General features: G+C 46.1%; 13 protein-coding genes. 2 read left to right on the top strand and 11 right to left on the bottom strand.

The genetic code is table 11. The annotated features are described in order from the left end of the window. Nucleotides 1-295: 295 nt before the first annotated feature. The 9 genes from nspC to ACI35L_RS05440 form a co-directional block, all read right to left on the bottom strand. Entirely contained in the window at nucleotides 296-1,423 is a 1,128-nt protein-coding gene (gene nspC, locus ACI35L_RS05480; RefSeq protein WP_049669245.1) for a carboxynorspermidine decarboxylase, read from the bottom strand. Nucleotide 1,424: 1 nt separating this feature from the next. Then, nucleotides 1,425-2,624 carry a saccharopine dehydrogenase family protein gene (locus ACI35L_RS05475; protein WP_439802416.1) on the bottom strand — a complete coding sequence of 400 codons (1,200 nt, stop codon included), beginning with the start codon at nucleotides 2,622-2,624 and terminating at the stop codon, nucleotides 1,425-1,427. Nucleotides 2,625-2,648: 24 nt separating this feature from the next. Next, nucleotides 2,649-3,506 (bottom strand): agmatinase, encoded by an 858-nt coding sequence (speB, locus tag ACI35L_RS05470; protein WP_049669243.1) that lies wholly within the window; start codon nucleotides 3,504-3,506, stop codon nucleotides 2,649-2,651. Beyond that, on the bottom strand, nucleotides 3,496-4,347 hold the full coding sequence (speE, locus tag ACI35L_RS05465; protein WP_439802415.1) for a polyamine aminopropyltransferase: 852 nt from the start codon (nucleotides 4,345-4,347) through the stop codon (nucleotides 3,496-3,498). Before speE ends, speB begins: the two co-directional genes overlap by 11 nt. Before the next feature lie 5 nt (nucleotides 4,348-4,352). Beyond that, a complete protein-coding gene (locus ACI35L_RS05460) occupies nucleotides 4,353-5,828 on the bottom strand; it encodes an aminotransferase class I/II-fold pyridoxal phosphate-dependent enzyme (RefSeq protein WP_439802414.1) in 1,476 nt (491 codons plus the stop codon). Between the two features lie 714 nt (nucleotides 5,829-6,542). Then, on the bottom strand, nucleotides 6,543-7,208 hold the full coding sequence (pgmB, locus tag ACI35L_RS05455; protein ID WP_439802413.1) for a beta-phosphoglucomutase: 666 nt from the start codon (nucleotides 7,206-7,208) through the stop codon (nucleotides 6,543-6,545). Continuing rightward, nucleotides 7,205-9,514, bottom strand: a complete 2,310-nt coding sequence (locus ACI35L_RS05450; protein WP_439802412.1) for a glycoside hydrolase family 65 protein — start codon at nucleotides 9,512-9,514, stop codon at nucleotides 7,205-7,207. The genes pgmB and ACI35L_RS05450 overlap by 4 nt, the downstream gene beginning before the upstream one ends. A 187-nt stretch (nucleotides 9,515-9,701) precedes the next feature. After that, the gene (locus ACI35L_RS05445; RefSeq protein ID WP_049669238.1) at nucleotides 9,702-10,061 is read right to left on the bottom strand and encodes a YckD family protein; all 360 of its coding nucleotides are present in this window, start codon (nucleotides 10,059-10,061) and stop codon (nucleotides 9,702-9,704) included. Nucleotides 10,062-10,147: 86 nt separating this feature from the next. Beyond that, complete coding sequence (locus ACI35L_RS05440; protein ID WP_439802411.1) at nucleotides 10,148-11,332, bottom strand: DEAD/DEAH box helicase; 1,185 nt, start codon at nucleotides 11,330-11,332, stop codon at nucleotides 10,148-10,150. A 268-nt stretch (nucleotides 11,333-11,600) separates the two neighbouring features. Between ACI35L_RS05440 and ACI35L_RS05435 the strand changes: the two genes are divergently transcribed. Continuing rightward, nucleotides 11,601-13,250 carry a glutamine--tRNA ligase/YqeY domain fusion protein gene (locus tag ACI35L_RS05435; protein ID WP_049669236.1) on the top strand — a complete coding sequence of 550 codons (1,650 nt, stop codon included), beginning with the start codon at nucleotides 11,601-11,603 and terminating at the stop codon, nucleotides 13,248-13,250. Nucleotides 13,251-13,299: 49 nt separating this feature from the next. Here the strand turns inward: ACI35L_RS05435 and ACI35L_RS05430 are convergent, their stop codons facing one another. Together ACI35L_RS05430 and ACI35L_RS05425 are read right to left on the bottom strand one after the other, a co-directional pair. After that, entirely contained in the window at nucleotides 13,300-13,551 is a 252-nt protein-coding gene (locus ACI35L_RS05430; RefSeq protein WP_049669235.1) for a YkuS family protein, read from the bottom strand. Nucleotides 13,552-13,633: 82 nt separating this feature from the next. Then, nucleotides 13,634-14,503, bottom strand: coding sequence for an AraC family transcriptional regulator (locus ACI35L_RS05425; protein WP_049669234.1), 870 nt, complete (start codon nucleotides 14,501-14,503; stop codon nucleotides 13,634-13,636). 143 nt (nucleotides 14,504-14,646) lie between these two features. On the opposite strand from ACI35L_RS05425, the gene ACI35L_RS05420 reads away from it, so the two are divergent. Beyond that, nucleotides 14,647-15,909 (top strand): dicarboxylate/amino acid:cation symporter, encoded by a 1,263-nt coding sequence (locus ACI35L_RS05420; RefSeq protein WP_049669233.1) that lies wholly within the window; start codon nucleotides 14,647-14,649, stop codon nucleotides 15,907-15,909. Nucleotides 15,910-16,126 lie beyond the last annotated feature (217 nt).

Below are 16,126 nucleotides of genomic sequence, written 5' to 3'. Positions count from 1 at the left end.
CCTATCTTTTTAGGGGAGGCAGTTTTTTATTTTGGCAGATTGATGCGGGCAGGTTTTCTCCCTTAACTCCGGAATCCGCCCTTAAATAATAAAATCAAGGAAATCCCAGACAAAAAAACAGCCCCCTCCTTATTCAAAAGTTGAAAATGATAGGCTGAGACGCCTTGCCAGTGAAATGAAGATTTTTAGCTGAAATCCTAAGAGAAAAACACGCTATGAAAGGTTTAATCGAGCTGCCTCCGCTACGCTCACAAATAAAAACAGGCGAAGTCCCAAAAACTCCGCCTGTTCTTTCTTATGAAAGTCGATATTTGAAATCCTGATAGCCGAACTGTTGGACAATCCGGCAGTCGCCATCCTTGTCGCGCAGACAAATCGCTGGGAGCGCCATTCCGTTAAAGGTGTTATTTTTCACCATGGAGTAGATGGCCATGTCCCCGAATACGAGACGGTCGCCTGCTTTCAGTGGTTCATCAAAGGAATAGTCTCCGATGACATCGCCGGCGAGACAGGTTGGGCCGCCTAAACGGTATGTGTGAGCTTTCTCTCCTGGAAGCCCAGAGCCTAAAAGCGGCGGACGGTATGGCATCTCGAGCACATCCGGCATATGGCAGGATGCTGAGGTGTCAAGAATGGCGAGCTCCACATCATTCACAAGGGTATCGAGAACACTTGTTATGAGGAAGCCTGCATTGAGCGCAATCGCCTCGCCCGGCTCCAAGTATACGTTGAGACCATATTGATCTTGCATTCTCTTAATACAGCTTTCGAGCAAATCAAAATTATAGCCTTCTCTTGTGATATGATGGCCGCCGCCGAAATTGATCCATTCCATCTGCGGCAGCCACTCGCCGAATTTCTCCTCAATGACATCGAGTGTGGTTGCCAAGGCATCGGCATCCTGCTCACACAGTGTGTGGAAGTGGAGACCAGACACACCATCCAATTTTCCTGGCTCGAACTGACTGATGGTAACCCCGAATCGGGAGCCGCGGGCACAAGGGTCATAGATTTCATGACCCTCCTGGGTGGAGCATTCCGGATTGATGCGCAGACCAACTTTCTTACCAGCCTTGCGCGCCCTTTCCCCATACTTCTCCAGCTGGGAGAAGGAATTAAAGATGATATGGTCACATAAGTCGATAATCTCATCCATTTCATCCTCACGATAAGCCGGGGAGAAGACATGATTCTCCTTCCCCATTTCCTCATATCCGAGCCTTGCCTCAAACAAGCCGCTCGCCGCAGTCCCGCTCAAATACTTCCCAATCAGCGGATAGGTCGCATACATCGAAAACGCCTTTTGCGCGAGGATGATTTTGCAGCCGGTCCGCTCCATTACTCCGCTCAGGATTTCCAGGTTTCTCTCAAGTAATGCCTCATCAACCACATAGCTTGGTGTTGGCAGTTCTTCAAAGCGCATCTTAATCAACTAGCTCCGGATCAAAGCTTTCTTTCCAAGGAAGGCCCCATTTATTGAGTGCTTCCATAAATGGATCTGGATTGAATTCTTCAATATTGTAAACGCCCGGTCTGTTCCATTCGCCTGTCATCACCATCATGGCACCAATCATCGCTGGCACGCCAGTTGTATAGGAAACGGCTTGGGAGCCGACTTCACGGTAGCATTCTTCATGGTCGCATACATTGTATACATAATAGGTTTTCGGCTTTCCGTCTTTTGTCCCGCGGAAAATACAGCCAATATTCGTTTTTCCTTTTGTACGTGGCCCTAATGATGCCGGGTCAGGAAGGACCGCCTTCAGGAATTGAAGCGGAATGATTTCCTTTCCTTCGAACATGATTGGCTCGATGGAGGTCATGCCGACGTTTTCAAGGCATTTGAGGTGAGTCAGATAGCTCTCGCCAAATGTCATGAAGAAACGGATTTGTTTCAGGCCAGGGATGTTTTGGGATAGGGATTCAAGCTCCTCATGATAAAGGAGATACATATCCTTTTCACCAACTTCAGGGAAGTTATAGACACGCTTGATCTCCATCGGCTTTGTCTCAATCCACTCGCCATCTTTCCAGTAGCGGCCATTAGCGGATACTTCACGGATATTGATCTCCGGGTTGAAATTCGTCGCAAATGGGTAGCCATGGTCACCGGCATTGCAGTCTAGAATGTCGATGTATTCAATCTCATCGAAGTGATGCTTAAGTGCATAGGCAGAGAATACGCCTGTCACGCCTGGGTCAAATCCGCTTCCAAGCAAGGCTGTAATGCCGGCTTCCTCAAAGCGCTGGCGGTATTCCCATTGCCATTTGTATTCAAATTTCGCTGTATCCTCCGGCTCATAGTTCGCTGTATCCATATAATGTGTTTTTGTCGCCAGGCATGCATCCATGATGGTCAAATCCTGATACGGAAGAGCCAGGTTCATGACGATATCTGGTTTTACTTCTTTGATGAGGGCGATTAGTTCGTCCACATTGTCCGCATCGACTTGCGCCGTGGTGATTTTTGTTTTGCCGCCGTCAAGCTTTGCTTTCAGCTCATCACATTTCGATTTTGTCCGACTTGCGATGCAGATTTCCTCGAATACCTCACTATTTTGTACACATTTATGAACGGCAACGGAGGCTACTCCTCCAGCTCCGATGATTAACGCTTTACCCATTTTCTTCTCTCCAATCCTGATTCTTTATTTTTTAATCGCTACTAATAGTTCCCTGACAAGCTTGCAGGCTGTAGCTGTTGAAATGCCGCTCGGATCATAGGTCGGTGATAATTCATTTATATCGAGGCCGACAACGGTTGTTTTCTCACAAACGGCAAGCAAGGCTTCTAATAGCTGCACATAGGTGACTCCTCCTGCCTCCGGTGTCCCTGTTCCAGGGAAGACAGATGGGTCAAGAACATCTAAATCAAGCGTGAGATAAACCGGTTTGTCCCCGATCTGCTCTAGCACTGCTTCAAGTCCATCGAAATTAAACTTATTCGTGAACACATGGCCTTTCTTCGCCCATTCAAATTCACTGCGGTCCCCTGAACGAATGCCGAACTGGAAGATGCGGCCGTCTCCAAGGATATCGTGACAGCGGCGGATGACAGATGCATGGGAGAGCATTTCTCCAAGATAATCCTCTCGCAGGTCTGTATGGGCATCAAAGTGGATGATATGGAGCTCTGGATATTGCTCCGCCACGGCGCGCACGCTTCCAAGCGTAACGAGATGCTCACCGCCAATCATGAATGGAATCTTTCCATCCTCAATGATCTTACTTGCACGCTCTTCAATATCAAAAAGCACGCGTTCAACATTGCCGAAGCAGAGCTCCAGGTCTCCGCTGTCAAATACAGCCATGTCCGTTAAATCCTTATCCTGATAAGGGCTATAGGTTTCAAGCCCATATGATTCCTGACGAATCGCCTGCGGACCGAAACGGGTTCCGGGACGATAGGAGGTCGTCCCGTCAAAGGGGGCGCCGAAGAGAACAATGTCTGCCTCGTTATACTCCGCCACGCAGCCGATAAAGGTTTGGATATTTTTATTCAACATCTCGCAACAGCTCCTCTACGTAAGTTGGGAGCGAGAAGGCGCCGACATGGAGTTTCGGGTTATAATAGCGCGCATGAAGATGTGCGTCTTTAAAAGCCTCTCGCTTCAAGTCTTTCACTGGATGATATTTCTTCGATGCAAACCCAAACAACCAATGACCCGATGGATAGGTCGGAATATGTGCCTGATACACATAGCTGATTGGGAAGCTTTCCACGATTCGCTTATGAGCACGCTGCATGGCTGCGACATCCTCTTTATAAAAGGGACTCTCATGCTGATTGACCATAATTCCGTCTTCATGCAATGCCTTATAACAGCTTCCATAAAATTCGCGGGTGAACAAGCCCTCGCCCGGACCGAATGGGTCGGTCGAATCAACGATAATCAAGTCATATTGATCCTCGCAGGAGCGTATGTACTTCAGCCCGTCCTCATAATGAATCTGAAGGCGCGGATCATCGAGCGCACAAGCCGTTTGCGGAAGATATTTCTTGCACACATCCACGACCATTTCATCAATCTCCACCAAATCAATCTGCTTCACGCTCTCATACTTAACGAGCTCACGCACCGCTCCCCCGTCTCCCGCTCCGATAATGAGCACCTTCTCTGGATTCGGGTGAACCATCATCGGTACATGGGTAATCATCTCGTGGTAAATGAATTCATCCTTCTCGGTCAGCATCATGAAGCCATCAAGGGTTAGAAAGCGGCCGAATTCCTTCGATTCAAAAATATCGATGCGCTGATATTCACTTTGTCCGCTGTACAGCAGCTTTTCCACTTTGATCGATAGCTTAACGTTCGGGGTATGCCGTTCACTAAACCAAAGTTCCATTTTCGTCACACTCCTTGCAGTACGTTCAGTCGTTCTATCATTAAATCCTCTGGTCCGGTCATGGAGCATCCCTTTTCCTTGGCATAATCAATATAATCAATGATCTCCTGTGTCACCCGTTCACCTGGTGCCAGGATAGGAATTCCCGGCGGGTAACACATCACGAATTCACTGCACACCCTGCCGACTGTCTCATGAAGGGGCAGGGATTCCTTCTCTGCATAAAAGGCTTGTTGAGGAGTCGTCACGACCTCCGGATCAATATATTCCTGCGTAAACATGCCAGCCTTATCGCGTTTGTAGCGTCTCCGGATTTCTGATAAGGCACTGATTAACCGTTCCACATCTCGATTGCGATCACCAACAGACACATAGGCAAGGATATTGCCAATATCACCAAATTCAATCTGGATATCATATTCGTCTCGAAGAATGTCATATACCTCAATGCCGGCGAGCCCGATATCTCTCGTGTAAACAGACAGCTTCGTCACATCGAAATCATAGACGCTGTCCCCGTTGATCAATTCCTTGGAGAAGGCATAGAAATCTCCAATCTGGTTGATTTCCTGACGTACATATTCAGCCAGCTCAACGACATGAGCAAATATCTCCTCCCCATTGAGAGCGAGATTTCTTCTGGAGATATCCAGGCTCGATAGCAGCAGATACGACCCGCTCGTGGTCTGGGTCAGATTAATAATCTGCCGGGCATAGCCGGCATTCACGGAAGGACCAAGCAGCATGAAGGAGCTTTGGGTCAAGCTTCCCCCTGATTTATGCATGCTCACCGCCGCCATATCAGCTCCCGCCCCCATGGCAGAGACCGGCAAATCCTTGCCAAAATACAAATGTGTTCCATGCGCTTCATCTGCGAGCACGAGCAATCCATGCTTGTGAGCAAGCTCAACAATTCCGCGAAGGTCCGAACAGATGCCATAATAGGTTGGATTATTGACCAGTACAGCCTTCGCCTCAGGATTTTCTATTATGGCCTTCTCGACCTGGCTGACTGACATGCCAAGCGCAATGCCGAGGCGGTGGTCCACATCAGGATTCACATAGACCGGCTCTGCGCCGCATAGAACGAGTGCATTGATGACGCTGCGGTGGACATTGCGCGGAACAATAATCTTGTCGCCCTTCTTGCAGGCGGTCAAAATCATCCCTTGCACAGCTGATGTTGTCCCATTGACCATGAAGAAGGCATGGGCTGCACCGAAGGCCTCTGCCGCTAACCTTTCTGCTTCACGGATGACAGAGACCGGATGGCAGAGATTATCAAGCGGCTTCATGGAATTCACGTCCACGCTCAAGGCCTCCTCACCTAAGAAGGCAGTCAAATCAGGGTTCCCCCTGCCGCGCTTATGGCCTGGTACATCAAAAGGCACAATTCGTTTTTTCTTAAATTCCTCGAGTGCCTCATGGATAGGGGCCCTATCCTGCAGCACTCGGCCGTCACTCTTCTTCTTATCACTCAATTCGGCTTTCCCCCTATGGTTTATCGTCGATCGGTCTCTAGCAGCGGGGCTTTCCAGAATGGCCGCTGTCTTGCGGCAACGATTCTCTCAATATTCCGAAGATTGAATCTGCAGATCGACAGACCATCCTCTTTATCTACTTACCCTCTAACCTTGAAATCACGCAAAAAAACGCAAGTAATAGCGGCGAGCCGCACATCACTTGCGTTTGTGTATGGACATTAAAAATATGATTCAAAAAGCAAAAACCACTAAAATCTTCCAGCCTCTATGCAGACAGAGGCATGCAAGAACAAAAGGAACGAAGCTCTTTAAAAAATATTCAAATATACCATCAAGGTTTAGAGTCTATATAGCAAATAATTACTTTTACCACTCTTATTGACCGTTTCACAAGTTGATGTGCGATTTATTCGCACTGGTTGTAAAGTAACCAACTTATAAAATTTGAGCTTTTAACTCAATCAATAAGGCAACTAAGTTGCCAATCGGCATTTGACCCGGCTGTCCGTATGGCCTTAACGTTCCATGGTTAGAAACCATGAAATGTGGTCAAAAATCATCTGCTTGGAAAGACTCCTTCAATTTGAATACCATTGCTTCCCAAATGTTATGGCTATCTTATCAACTACTTTTCCAAATTACAACTAAAAAGGAAAAAGATTTAATTTACAAAATATTTACATATAATGTCAAAAGCCTGCCAATTCTACATTATCTGCCAAATTTCTTTTTTAATTCTTCTAAAGAAAGCTCCTTGGTGGAGGCATAAATGACATCTGCCTGTCCCAGTTGATCAACAGAACCAATGCCAACGGCAAACATGCCTGCCCGTTTGATGGCTTGCACTCCTGCCTTTGCATCCTCTATGCCGATGCAATGCTCCGGCTTTACCTGCAAATTTTCCGCCGCATTTAGAAAAATCTCTGGGTCTGGTTTCCCATGTGAAATCAGATTCGCATCGGCCATATAATCAAATTCATCCAAAAGGCCTAATCCTTCCAAAACGGCTGGCGCATTCTTGCTGGCGGAGGCGAGGCCGATTTTAAAACCGGCCTCTTTAATATCGGCTAATAGTTCCCTTATGCCAGGCAGTATATCGGCAGGAGTGATTTGCTTGATCAGCTCAGCATAATGGGCATTCTTTTTCGCTGCAAGATGTGCCTTCTCCTCTTCCGTGAAGGCTCCTAGCTTGCCGCCAAGCTCTAGGATGATTTCAAGTGAGGCCATGCGTGAAACGCCCTTTAGCCGTTCATTATCCTCCCTCGTGAAAGGAATGCCAAGCTCCTCAGCCAGCGCCCTCCAGGCAAGAAAATGGTATTCCGCTGTATCCGTAATCACTCCGTCCAGGTCAAAAATAAAGGCTTCAAGCTTACTCATTGTTGTCTCTCCTCCTTCGCCATCGGAATGCTCAACATGCCATTCTCTTCAAGCTCATGCTTCACTCCATCCATTTCAAAGGTCAGCGCAGGGCCCTCCTGGGTAATTTGAACTGTCTTTTGATCAACCTTCACAGTAAGGTGATGATTGCGGTAATTAATATTAAAGGTATAACGATCCCATGCGGCTGGGATAAATGGTGCAAACGATAGCACTCCCTCAAAGGTTTTCATGCCGGCAAAGCCTTGAACAATCGCTAGCCAGGAACCAGTCATACTTGTAATATGAAGCCCATCTTCTGTGTCATTATTATAGTTATCTAGATCAAGCCTTGCTGTCCGGTTATACATCTCATATGCCTTCTCCTCCATGCCGAGCTCTGCAGCGAGTACTGCATGAACGGATGGAGACAAAGAGGATTCATGAACGGTCATCGGCTCATAGAATTCAAAGTTGCGCCGCTTCTCATCCAGTGTGAATTCATTATTGAGGAAGTAGATGCCCTGCAGAACATCGGCCTGCTTGATGAAGCAGCTGCGAAGAATTCGGTCCCATGACCACTTCTGATTCAACGGTCTGTCATGCGGGGACAATTCACTCACCTTCTTCAGATCCTTATCAAGGAAGGTGTCATGCTGCACAAATACTTGAAGCTCCTCGTCATATGGCAAATACATTTTCTCCGTGATTTCAGCCCAGCGATCGAGCTCTTCCTGATAAATATATAAATCTGCCAGTCTGGATTCATGGCCGTTCTCCTTCAGCTCATGAATGACCTCCATCGTATAGCGCAGTGTCCAAGCTGCCATCTTGTTCGTATACCAGTTATTGTTCACATTATTCTCATACTCGTTCGGACCGGTTACCCCGTGGATCATGTATTGATCTTTTCGCTTTTGGTAATGAACCCGATCTGCCCAGAAACGGGAAATGCCTGTCAGCACATCGATTCCATACTCGAGCAAGTATTCCTTATCCCCGGTGTACTGGACATAATTATAGATGGCATAGGCAATAGCTGCATTTCGGTGAATCTCCTCAAAGGTGATTTCCCACTCATTATGACATTCCACCCCTGTAAAGGTCACCATCGGATAGAGAGCTCCCTCAAGGCCCTGCCTTTTCGCATTCACGTAAGCGCCCTCGAGCTGGTTATAACGGTAGATTAATAGATTACGAGCTACTTCGGGCTTTGCGGTCGCCAAATAGAAAGGCAAAGCATATGCTTCCGTATCCCAATATGTTGCACCGCCATACTTTTCCCCTGTAAAGCCTTTTGGACCGATGTTCAGACGGGCATCCTCCCCATAATAGGTAGAGAAGAGCTGGAAGAGGTTGAAACGAATGCCCTGCTGAGCCTCATCATCTCCGTCAATTTGGATATCGGCCATCTTCCACCGCTCTGCCCACTGCTCCTTATGAGCTGTTAAGCAGGCATCAAATCCAGCCTGCATCGCCTGGTTCAGTATCTCTTCCCCTTTTTCAACAAGGTGCTCACCATCATAGTCTCGGTTCGTTGTGACCGTGACATACTTCGTGAGGGAGACCGTCTTTTTAGCGATCGTATTCATGACGATTGTATTATCGACATACTCGACATTCATAAAAGGCTTAATCTCAGCCACATCCCCTTCAGCCACTAATCCCATATTAGCTGAAATACGGAAGATTTCCGTTTCGAAAGGGTTTTCATTTGTCTCCATAACAAGATGAGCCTTATTCGGCTCTGCATGCCTTGTGATTGCTTTCCAAAAGTCCTCGTCATAATTGGAGTCCTCATTGCGTACATCCCCATCCAAATAAGGAATGAAGGTAATCTTGCTGTCATGATTTAGCGGGGTAACCTGATAATGAATCACGGCAAGCTGCTTCTCCGCAATCGAGAGATACCGCATAACCTCTACCTTTGTTTCCTTGCCTTCATGGACAATCGTGAACGTCCGTGTCAGGACACCTGTTTTCATATCAAGCTCACGACGGTAATCCTTCACTTCAGCCAAATACAGATCAATCTCATCCTCATCAATCAGCACGCGAATACCAATAAAATCAATGGCATTGATTACTTTTCCGAAATAATCCGGATAGCCATTTTTCCACCAGCCGACCCTTGTTTTATCCGGGTACCAAACTCCTGCAATATATGTACCTTTATGTGAATCACCACTATAGGTTTCCTCGAAATTCCCTCTTAAGCCCATATGGCCGTTTCCAAGACTCGTCATGCTCTCAGCTAGGCGAAAATCATCCTTATGAAGCTCTTCCTCAATAATTTTCCATGGGTCTACTGCAAATAATCTCTTCATTGATTTCACTCTCCCATAAATGGTCATCGATTAGTGCAAGCGGTTGCACAATTAACCCATCCTTATTATAACGTATTGCTGAACAAAAGAAAGTATGAATGGGTGAAAATTCTAACTTTCTTCAAAGATAGGTATTTAGAACCGCAAAAAACTCCAAAGCCTGTTTAGGCCTTGGAGTTCTCTATGCTTAATTCTCTGCTTTTGGTGCTGGCTTTGGATGAGGCATTTTGCCGAAATGGCGGGGCGGGACATAGCCATGTTCCTTGATTTTCTCAAAGCGCTTATCCATATGGTCAAGAATCATATCGCCCGTTTCCTTTGTCATTACACCGTATTCAACGTATTTATGAATAATATCCTTCTCACGCTGAAGGACATCCTGATGCATCGATTCAAGCTCTGCTTTCTGAGCGTCTGTCAGTGATTTCTCAGCTGGCGCAGGTGCCGGTGCTTTATCTTCTGCCGCATAGGCAGATGAGAGCATGCCCGTAAATGAGGCTGTCGACAGCATAATGCCCGCCAAAATGTTCAACGTCCATCTCTTCATTCCATTCACTCCCTACTCTTTTATCCACCCTAGTTTTTGCCATTTATCAGATTTTATGCATGGGCTTTTCGGAGTGATCGAATCACTTATTTTCGCTTTTTAGGCTTTACGTCAGGTCTTTTCTTCGGATAGACGGGACGTTCATCAACGATTTGTCCCTTGAATAATTCCTTCCTTTTCACCTCAAGCTTGAGCTCACGGGCATATTTGCGCAGCTCGCGCTCTTCACGCGGCGTCACGATGGAGATGACGGTTCCGCTTGCACCTTGGCGGCCTGTCCGGCCTGAGCGATGAACATATTGGGCAATCGATTCCGGGAAGTCCACATGGATGACATATGGAAGTCCCTCGATATCCAATCCCCTTGCAGCTACGTCCGTAGCAAGCAAGAGCGGCAGCTTTCCTTGACGGAAGGAACGGATTGCCTTCTCACGGTCCATCTTCTTCGAATCCCCATGTATGACAGCGAGGTCAACCTTTTTATAGGAAAGCTTTGAAGCCATCACATCAAGGTTGCCAATATCCCTTCCAAAGACAAGCGCTCTCATCCCTGACATTTTCGCCAGCTTCTCAAGAATAAGAATCTTGTCGCGCTGTTCAGCAACAAAATAAATATGGTCGACCTTCGATTGCACGGTCTCTTCCTTAGCAATCCGGATACAAGCAGGCTCATTCATCCATTGGGATGCTTCTTCTTCAAGCTGCTTTGGCAGAGTTGCAGAGAAGAGCAGCACTTGACGGTCACGCATCGCTGAATGGAGGATTGCTCCTACGGTAGCCATATGTTCTGGAATCAGGAGCTGGTCTCCCTCATCAAGTACAATTGTCTTCACTCCATGCATCTTCAGCTTCTTCTGCTTAATCAATTCCTCCAGTCTTCCCGGTGTTCCAATGACAACATGCGGATGCTTCTTCAATTTCTCTAGCTGACGCTTCGGATTAGCGCCGCCAATGAAGGATGCTGCCGTGATGCCGCAATCTTTTGCCCATGATTGCACAACCTCGAAGATCTGCATCACTAATTCACGGGACGGTGCCACGAATACAGCCTGCACCTTTTGCTCAACAGGGTCAACCTTGTTTAAGACCGGAAGTACATAGGCAAGGGTCTTCCCTGTCCCTGTCGGGGATTCAGCCATTACATCTGCCCCTTCCATAATCGGTGCAAATACCTTCGTCTGTACGGCTGTCGGCTCCTTGAACCCTGATTTCTCCCATCCCTTTTTCAAGCCTTCTTTTAATTCCTCTATCATTACAGCTTTCGCGCTCATTTAATTCTCCTAACTAAAGTCGTGGTTTTCTTGTCTTATTATACATAGCCGGGCAGAGGATTATCAATAAAGCGCCTCACCGCAGGCAATTTTCCGTGCATTTCAATGTATAGGTTCGCGGAATGCAGATATACTAGATATATTGACTAATTTTACTATATTAAAAGAACCCCTCTCGTGAGAAAAATGTATTTATTTGTAGGCTTCTTGCGACTCAGGGACATTTCCATTAGAATGAAACTACTAGTTTATGCGAAAGAGGTTGAAGATGGTGGAACACAATACGTCGAATTTTATACGCAACATCGTCATTGATGATGTGAAATCAGGTAAAACAAAAGAAGTCATCACCCGTTTCCCGCCGGAACCAAATGGCTATTTGCATATCGGCCACGCTAAATCCATCGTGCTGAATTTTGATATTGCCGATGAGTTTGGCGGCAAGACAAACTTGCGCTTCGATGATACCAATCCTGTAAAAGAGGATGTGGAATTTGTCGAATCAATCAAGGAAGATGTGAAATGGCTCGGCTACGACTGGGACGGACTGTTTTTTGCCTCTGATTATTTTGAAGAAATGTACAGCCGTGCAACGCTATTAATTGAAAAGGGATTGGCTTATGTTGATGACCTATCAGCTGATCAAATCCGTGAGTACCGCGGCACATTGACTGAACCAGGTAAGGAGAGCCCATTCCGCAGCCGTTCTGTGGAAGAGAATCTCGACTTGTTCAAACGGATGAGGGACGGAGAGTTCGGAGACGGAGAGAAAGTCCTTCGCGCCAAAATTGATATGAGTTCACCAAACATCAATCTTCGTGATCCTGTTATCTACCGAATCGCTCATGTACCGCACCACAATACCGGCACAAAATGGTGCATATATCCGATGTATGCATTTGCTCATCCAATTGAGGATGCGATTGAAGGGGTAACCCATTCCATCTGTACACTCGAGTTTGAAGACCAGCGCCCATTCTATGACTGGGTTATTAAGGAATGCGAAATGCCTGCAGTGCCAAGACAATATGAATTCGGCCGTTTGAATCTGACAAATACCGTCATGAGCAAACGTAAATTGAAGCAGCTTGTGGAAGAAGGGTTTGTTGACGGCTGGGATGACCCGCGCATGCCGACTATATCCGGCCTAAGAAGACGCGGTTATACACCAGAAGCTATCCGCAACTTCTGCCGTGAAATTGGCGTAGCCAAAACAAGCGGAATCGTCGATGAGAAGATGCTTGAGCATTTTGTTCGTGAAGACTTGAAATTGAAAGCACCGCGTACAATGGGAATCTTGAAGCCGCTGAAGGTCGTTATTACGAACTATCCAGAAGGCGAAATTGAGATGCTTGATGCCGAGATCAATCCGGAAAACCCTGAAATGGGTATGCGTAAAATCCCATTCGGCCGTGAAATCTACATTGAGCAAGAGGATTTCATGGAGAATCCTCCGAAGAAATACTTCCGTCTCTTCCCTGGCAATGAGGTTCGCTTGAAACATGCGTACTTCATCAAATGTGAAGAAGTGATTAAAGATGCTGACGGCAATGTCGTTGAGCTGCACTGCACATATGACCCAGAAACAAAGAGCGGTACCGGCTTCACTGGCCGTAAAGTAAAAGGAACGATTCACTGGGTGGAGGCAACACATGCCATCCCTGCTGAGTTCCGCTTGTACGAGCCTCTCATCCTTGATGAGGACGCTGAAGAACAAGGCGGCTCCTTCCTTGACCATGTGAATCCAAACTCCTTGATCATTGAACAAGGATTCGTAGAACCAAACATGAAGGATGTCAAAGGTAATGATAAGTTCCAATTCTTCCGCCATGGCTACTTCAATGTGGATCCGAAGAATAACACAGATAAATTAATCTTTAACTTGATTGTCTCCTTAAAGAGCTCATTCAAGCTTTAAAACCAGCAAAAGGCACTCATCCACATTGGATGAGTGCCTTTTTTCCTGCTTATTGATCAAGCCGGCTTCTAATTTCATTGACGACTTCATTTGCCGTCCTACCATTTGCATCAATGATGGATGCATCAGTTCTAGCATCCTGAATGCCCATAACATTTGTATCGAGCCCCGTAACGACACAAAAATCAAATGCTACTCCGTCCGCATCCTCCGCGTGGCGCAAATCAGCCACTTCATAACCAAGCTCTGACAAAGCCTCGCGAATATCGGTCAATGATTGTTCAACACCTATTCTTGTCATTTATCGCACCTCCTCATTGTTAAGGTTTCCTTTCCGACTGTTTATTATGTTGAAATAGCAGCAAAAAAAGACCGTCCAGCTTCTAGACGGTCTTTCTAATCCTCAAATATTCACGCGGAGCCATTCCGAACTCTTTCTTGAAGGCACGTACAAAGCCGGAATAATCATTGAAGCCCGATGTTTGGCAAACATCGGTCAGCTTCATGCCCTCTGCCATTAAGGTTTTTGCATACATAAGCCGCTTTTGGACAATGTATTGATGCAGGGTATAACCTGTATAGGCCTTAAATTTTCTCATAAGATGATATTTGCTCATAAAGACAAGAGAGGCAAGATGATTCACTGACAGCTCGCCATTTAGGTTTTGGTTGATATAGGTGACAATGTCATTAATATTTTGATCAAATAGGACATCCATTGATTGATTCCGTTGGTTATTGTCAAGCAGATCTCGATTCAGGAGGATAATCAGCTGAATCAACAAGGCTTTGTTCATCTCTACATACCCAAAGCTGGGATTTATCTTTTCCTCCATTAAATCATGGACAATGCTCTTTACCTTTCGAAGCCGTTCTTCATATAAGCGGAGGCGATTATTTTCCCTTCTGGCTGCCATATCAAAGCATGTAAGTAAGTTGGCATCTGTTTGATGATGCTTGGCCATCATTTCTGGATTGAACCATATGATGATTCGCTCATAATCCTCAGAGGGGTCAATAATCGGCTTATGAATCTGACTATGACTGATAATTAAGACATCCCATGGCCTAAGCTTAAAGGCCTTCCCCTCTATCATATAGGTAACGTTTCCTTTCAGGAAAATAATGATTTTATGAAAGTCATGATAATGATAGTCGAAATCCTTTGTAATACGGTCCTTTAAGTGGAAGATGCGTAGCTCTTCCTTAAGAAAACCCCGTTTCTCAAGCGGCCATTGCCCATGCTCAATCATGGTAATTAGTCTCCCTTTTATCAATATTACCCCTATTTTAGAGCATTTTTATCCATCTTTCTAGCAATATTTACATAGTAGTCGGCATTACATTTGCGTATGATAATATATAACAGTAGTTTTATCAGAAAGGTTTTGAGAATATGAAACGATTTTTAGCAAGCTATAAGTCTTCCTTAATCCTGCTTGGCGCGATTATCATCGGCGGGATTGCCGGGTACATAATCGGTCCGGACGTAGCGGTTGTTAGACCATTCGGGGACTTATTCCTGAACTTATTATTCATGATTATCGTTCCGCTCGTCTTCTTTAGTATCACTTCGGCGATTGCGAATATGAGCGAGATGAAGCGTCTTGGAAAGATTATGGTCAGCATCATCATCGTCTTTTTCAGTACAGCGCTGATCTCAGCCATTATCGGCCTTGCCGGAACGTCCATCATGAATCCAATTGGCGATTCTGATGTCTCCGCCATTAAGGAATTGATGACTAATACAGAAGTACCTGAAACAGAAGATGTCACTTTCCTTTCCCAGCTCGTCAATACCTTCACGGTGAGCGATTTCTCTGAATTGCTTTCTAGACAGCATATCCTGCAGCTCATCGTCTTCTCCGTCCTGATTGGTCTTGCGACAGCCATGGCCGGTGAAAAGGGCAGACCTGTTGCTCAGCTGCTCACATCGGCAACTGAGGTTCTCATGAAGGTTGTCAAAATCATTATGTATTACGCTCCAATCGGGCTCGGCTGTTATTTCGCAGCCATTATCGGTGAGCTTGGACCGCAAATCCTTGAAGGCTATGCGCGCTCCTTCGTTCTTTATATGGTCTTATCGATCATCTATTTCTTTGGATTCTTTACGCTGTATGCATTTATTGCAGCTGGAAAGGACGGCATCCGTGCCTACTGGACGAATGTTCTTCCTCCATCCGTCACAGCGATTGCGACTTGCTCAAGTGCAGCCTGCATTCCAATTAACCTTGATGCAACGAAGAAAATCGGCGTCCCGGTCGATATCGCTGAAACCGTTATTCCACTTGGCGCCAACACACATAAGGATGGTTCCGTTATTGGCGGAGTGCTTAAGATTGTCTTCCTGTTCAGTCTCTTTGGCCGGGATTTGACAAGTGTATCAAGCATCCTCAGTATCCTAGCTGTTGCCTTCCTAGTCGGTGCCGTAATGGGCGCTATTCCAGGAGGCGGAATGATTGGCGAAATGCTGATCCTTACCGTATTCGGCTTCTCGCCTGAGGTACTTCCGCTGATCGCCGTTATCAGCACCATCATCGATATTCCAGCTACCTTGCTGAACTCAACTGGCAATACTGTATGTGCCATGCTCGTCGCACGTCTTGTCGAGGGCAAGAATTGGCTCAAGAATGCCATGAAAAAAACAGCAGATGCATAAATGAAACAAAACGAAAGCCGGTTCAGAATAGTGAACCGGCTTTTTTGACTCTATGGGAAGCTCTTAAAATCAAAACAGCGTAATCGAGGCTCGTTTTTAGATGTAATCCTACTAAAAACATGAAATCCCGTCTAAAAATATCTCAAACATGTCTAGTTTTGATAACTACACTTTGTGGGACTCTCCTATTCGAAAGGATTTCGCTCGATTTCTCTAT

The sequence above is a fragment of the Pradoshia sp. genome (assembly GCF_051873915.1).
In the GTDB taxonomy this organism is placed as follows: domain Bacteria; phylum Bacillota; class Bacilli; order Bacillales; family Pradoshiaceae; genus Pradoshia.
The sequence above is the reverse complement of the archived record's forward strand: the minus strand, read 5'-3'. Positions and strand labels throughout refer to the sequence as shown.

Excerpts from the sequence above, each read along its gene's own strand:
- nspC (WP_049669245.1), bottom strand. The coding sequence starts at position 1,423 with ATGCGCTTTGAAGAACTGCCAACACCAAGCTATGTGGTTGATGAGGCA.
- ACI35L_RS05475 (WP_439802416.1), bottom strand. The coding sequence starts at position 2,624 with ATGGGTAAAGCGTTAATCATCGGAGCTGGAGGAGTAGCCTCCGTTGCC.
- speB (WP_049669243.1), bottom strand. The coding sequence starts at position 3,506 with ATGTTGAATAAAAATATCCAAACCTTTATCGGCTGCGTGGCGGAGTAT.
- speE (WP_439802415.1), bottom strand. The coding sequence starts at position 4,347 with ATGGAACTTTGGTTTAGTGAACGGCATACCCCGAACGTTAAGCTATCG.
- pgmB (WP_439802413.1), bottom strand. The coding sequence starts at position 7,208 with ATGAGTAAGCTTGAAGCCTTTATTTTTGACCTGGACGGAGTGATTACG.
- ACI35L_RS05450 (WP_439802412.1), bottom strand. The coding sequence starts at position 9,514 with ATGAAGAGATTATTTGCAGTAGACCCATGGAAAATTATTGAGGAAGAG.
- ACI35L_RS05445 (WP_049669238.1), bottom strand. The coding sequence starts at position 10,061 with ATGAAGAGATGGACGTTGAACATTTTGGCGGGCATTATGCTGTCGACA.
- ACI35L_RS05440 (WP_439802411.1), bottom strand. The coding sequence starts at position 11,332 with ATGAGCGCGAAAGCTGTAATGATAGAGGAATTAAAAGAAGGCTTGAAA.
- ACI35L_RS05435 (WP_049669236.1), top strand. The coding sequence starts at position 11,601 with ATGGTGGAACACAATACGTCGAATTTTATACGCAACATCGTCATTGAT.
- ACI35L_RS05430 (WP_049669235.1), bottom strand. The coding sequence starts at position 13,551 with ATGACAAGAATAGGTGTTGAACAATCATTGACCGATATTCGCGAGGCT.
- ACI35L_RS05425 (WP_049669234.1), bottom strand. The coding sequence starts at position 14,503 with ATGATTGAGCATGGGCAATGGCCGCTTGAGAAACGGGGTTTTCTTAAG.
- ACI35L_RS05420 (WP_049669233.1), top strand. The coding sequence starts at position 14,647 with ATGAAACGATTTTTAGCAAGCTATAAGTCTTCCTTAATCCTGCTTGGC.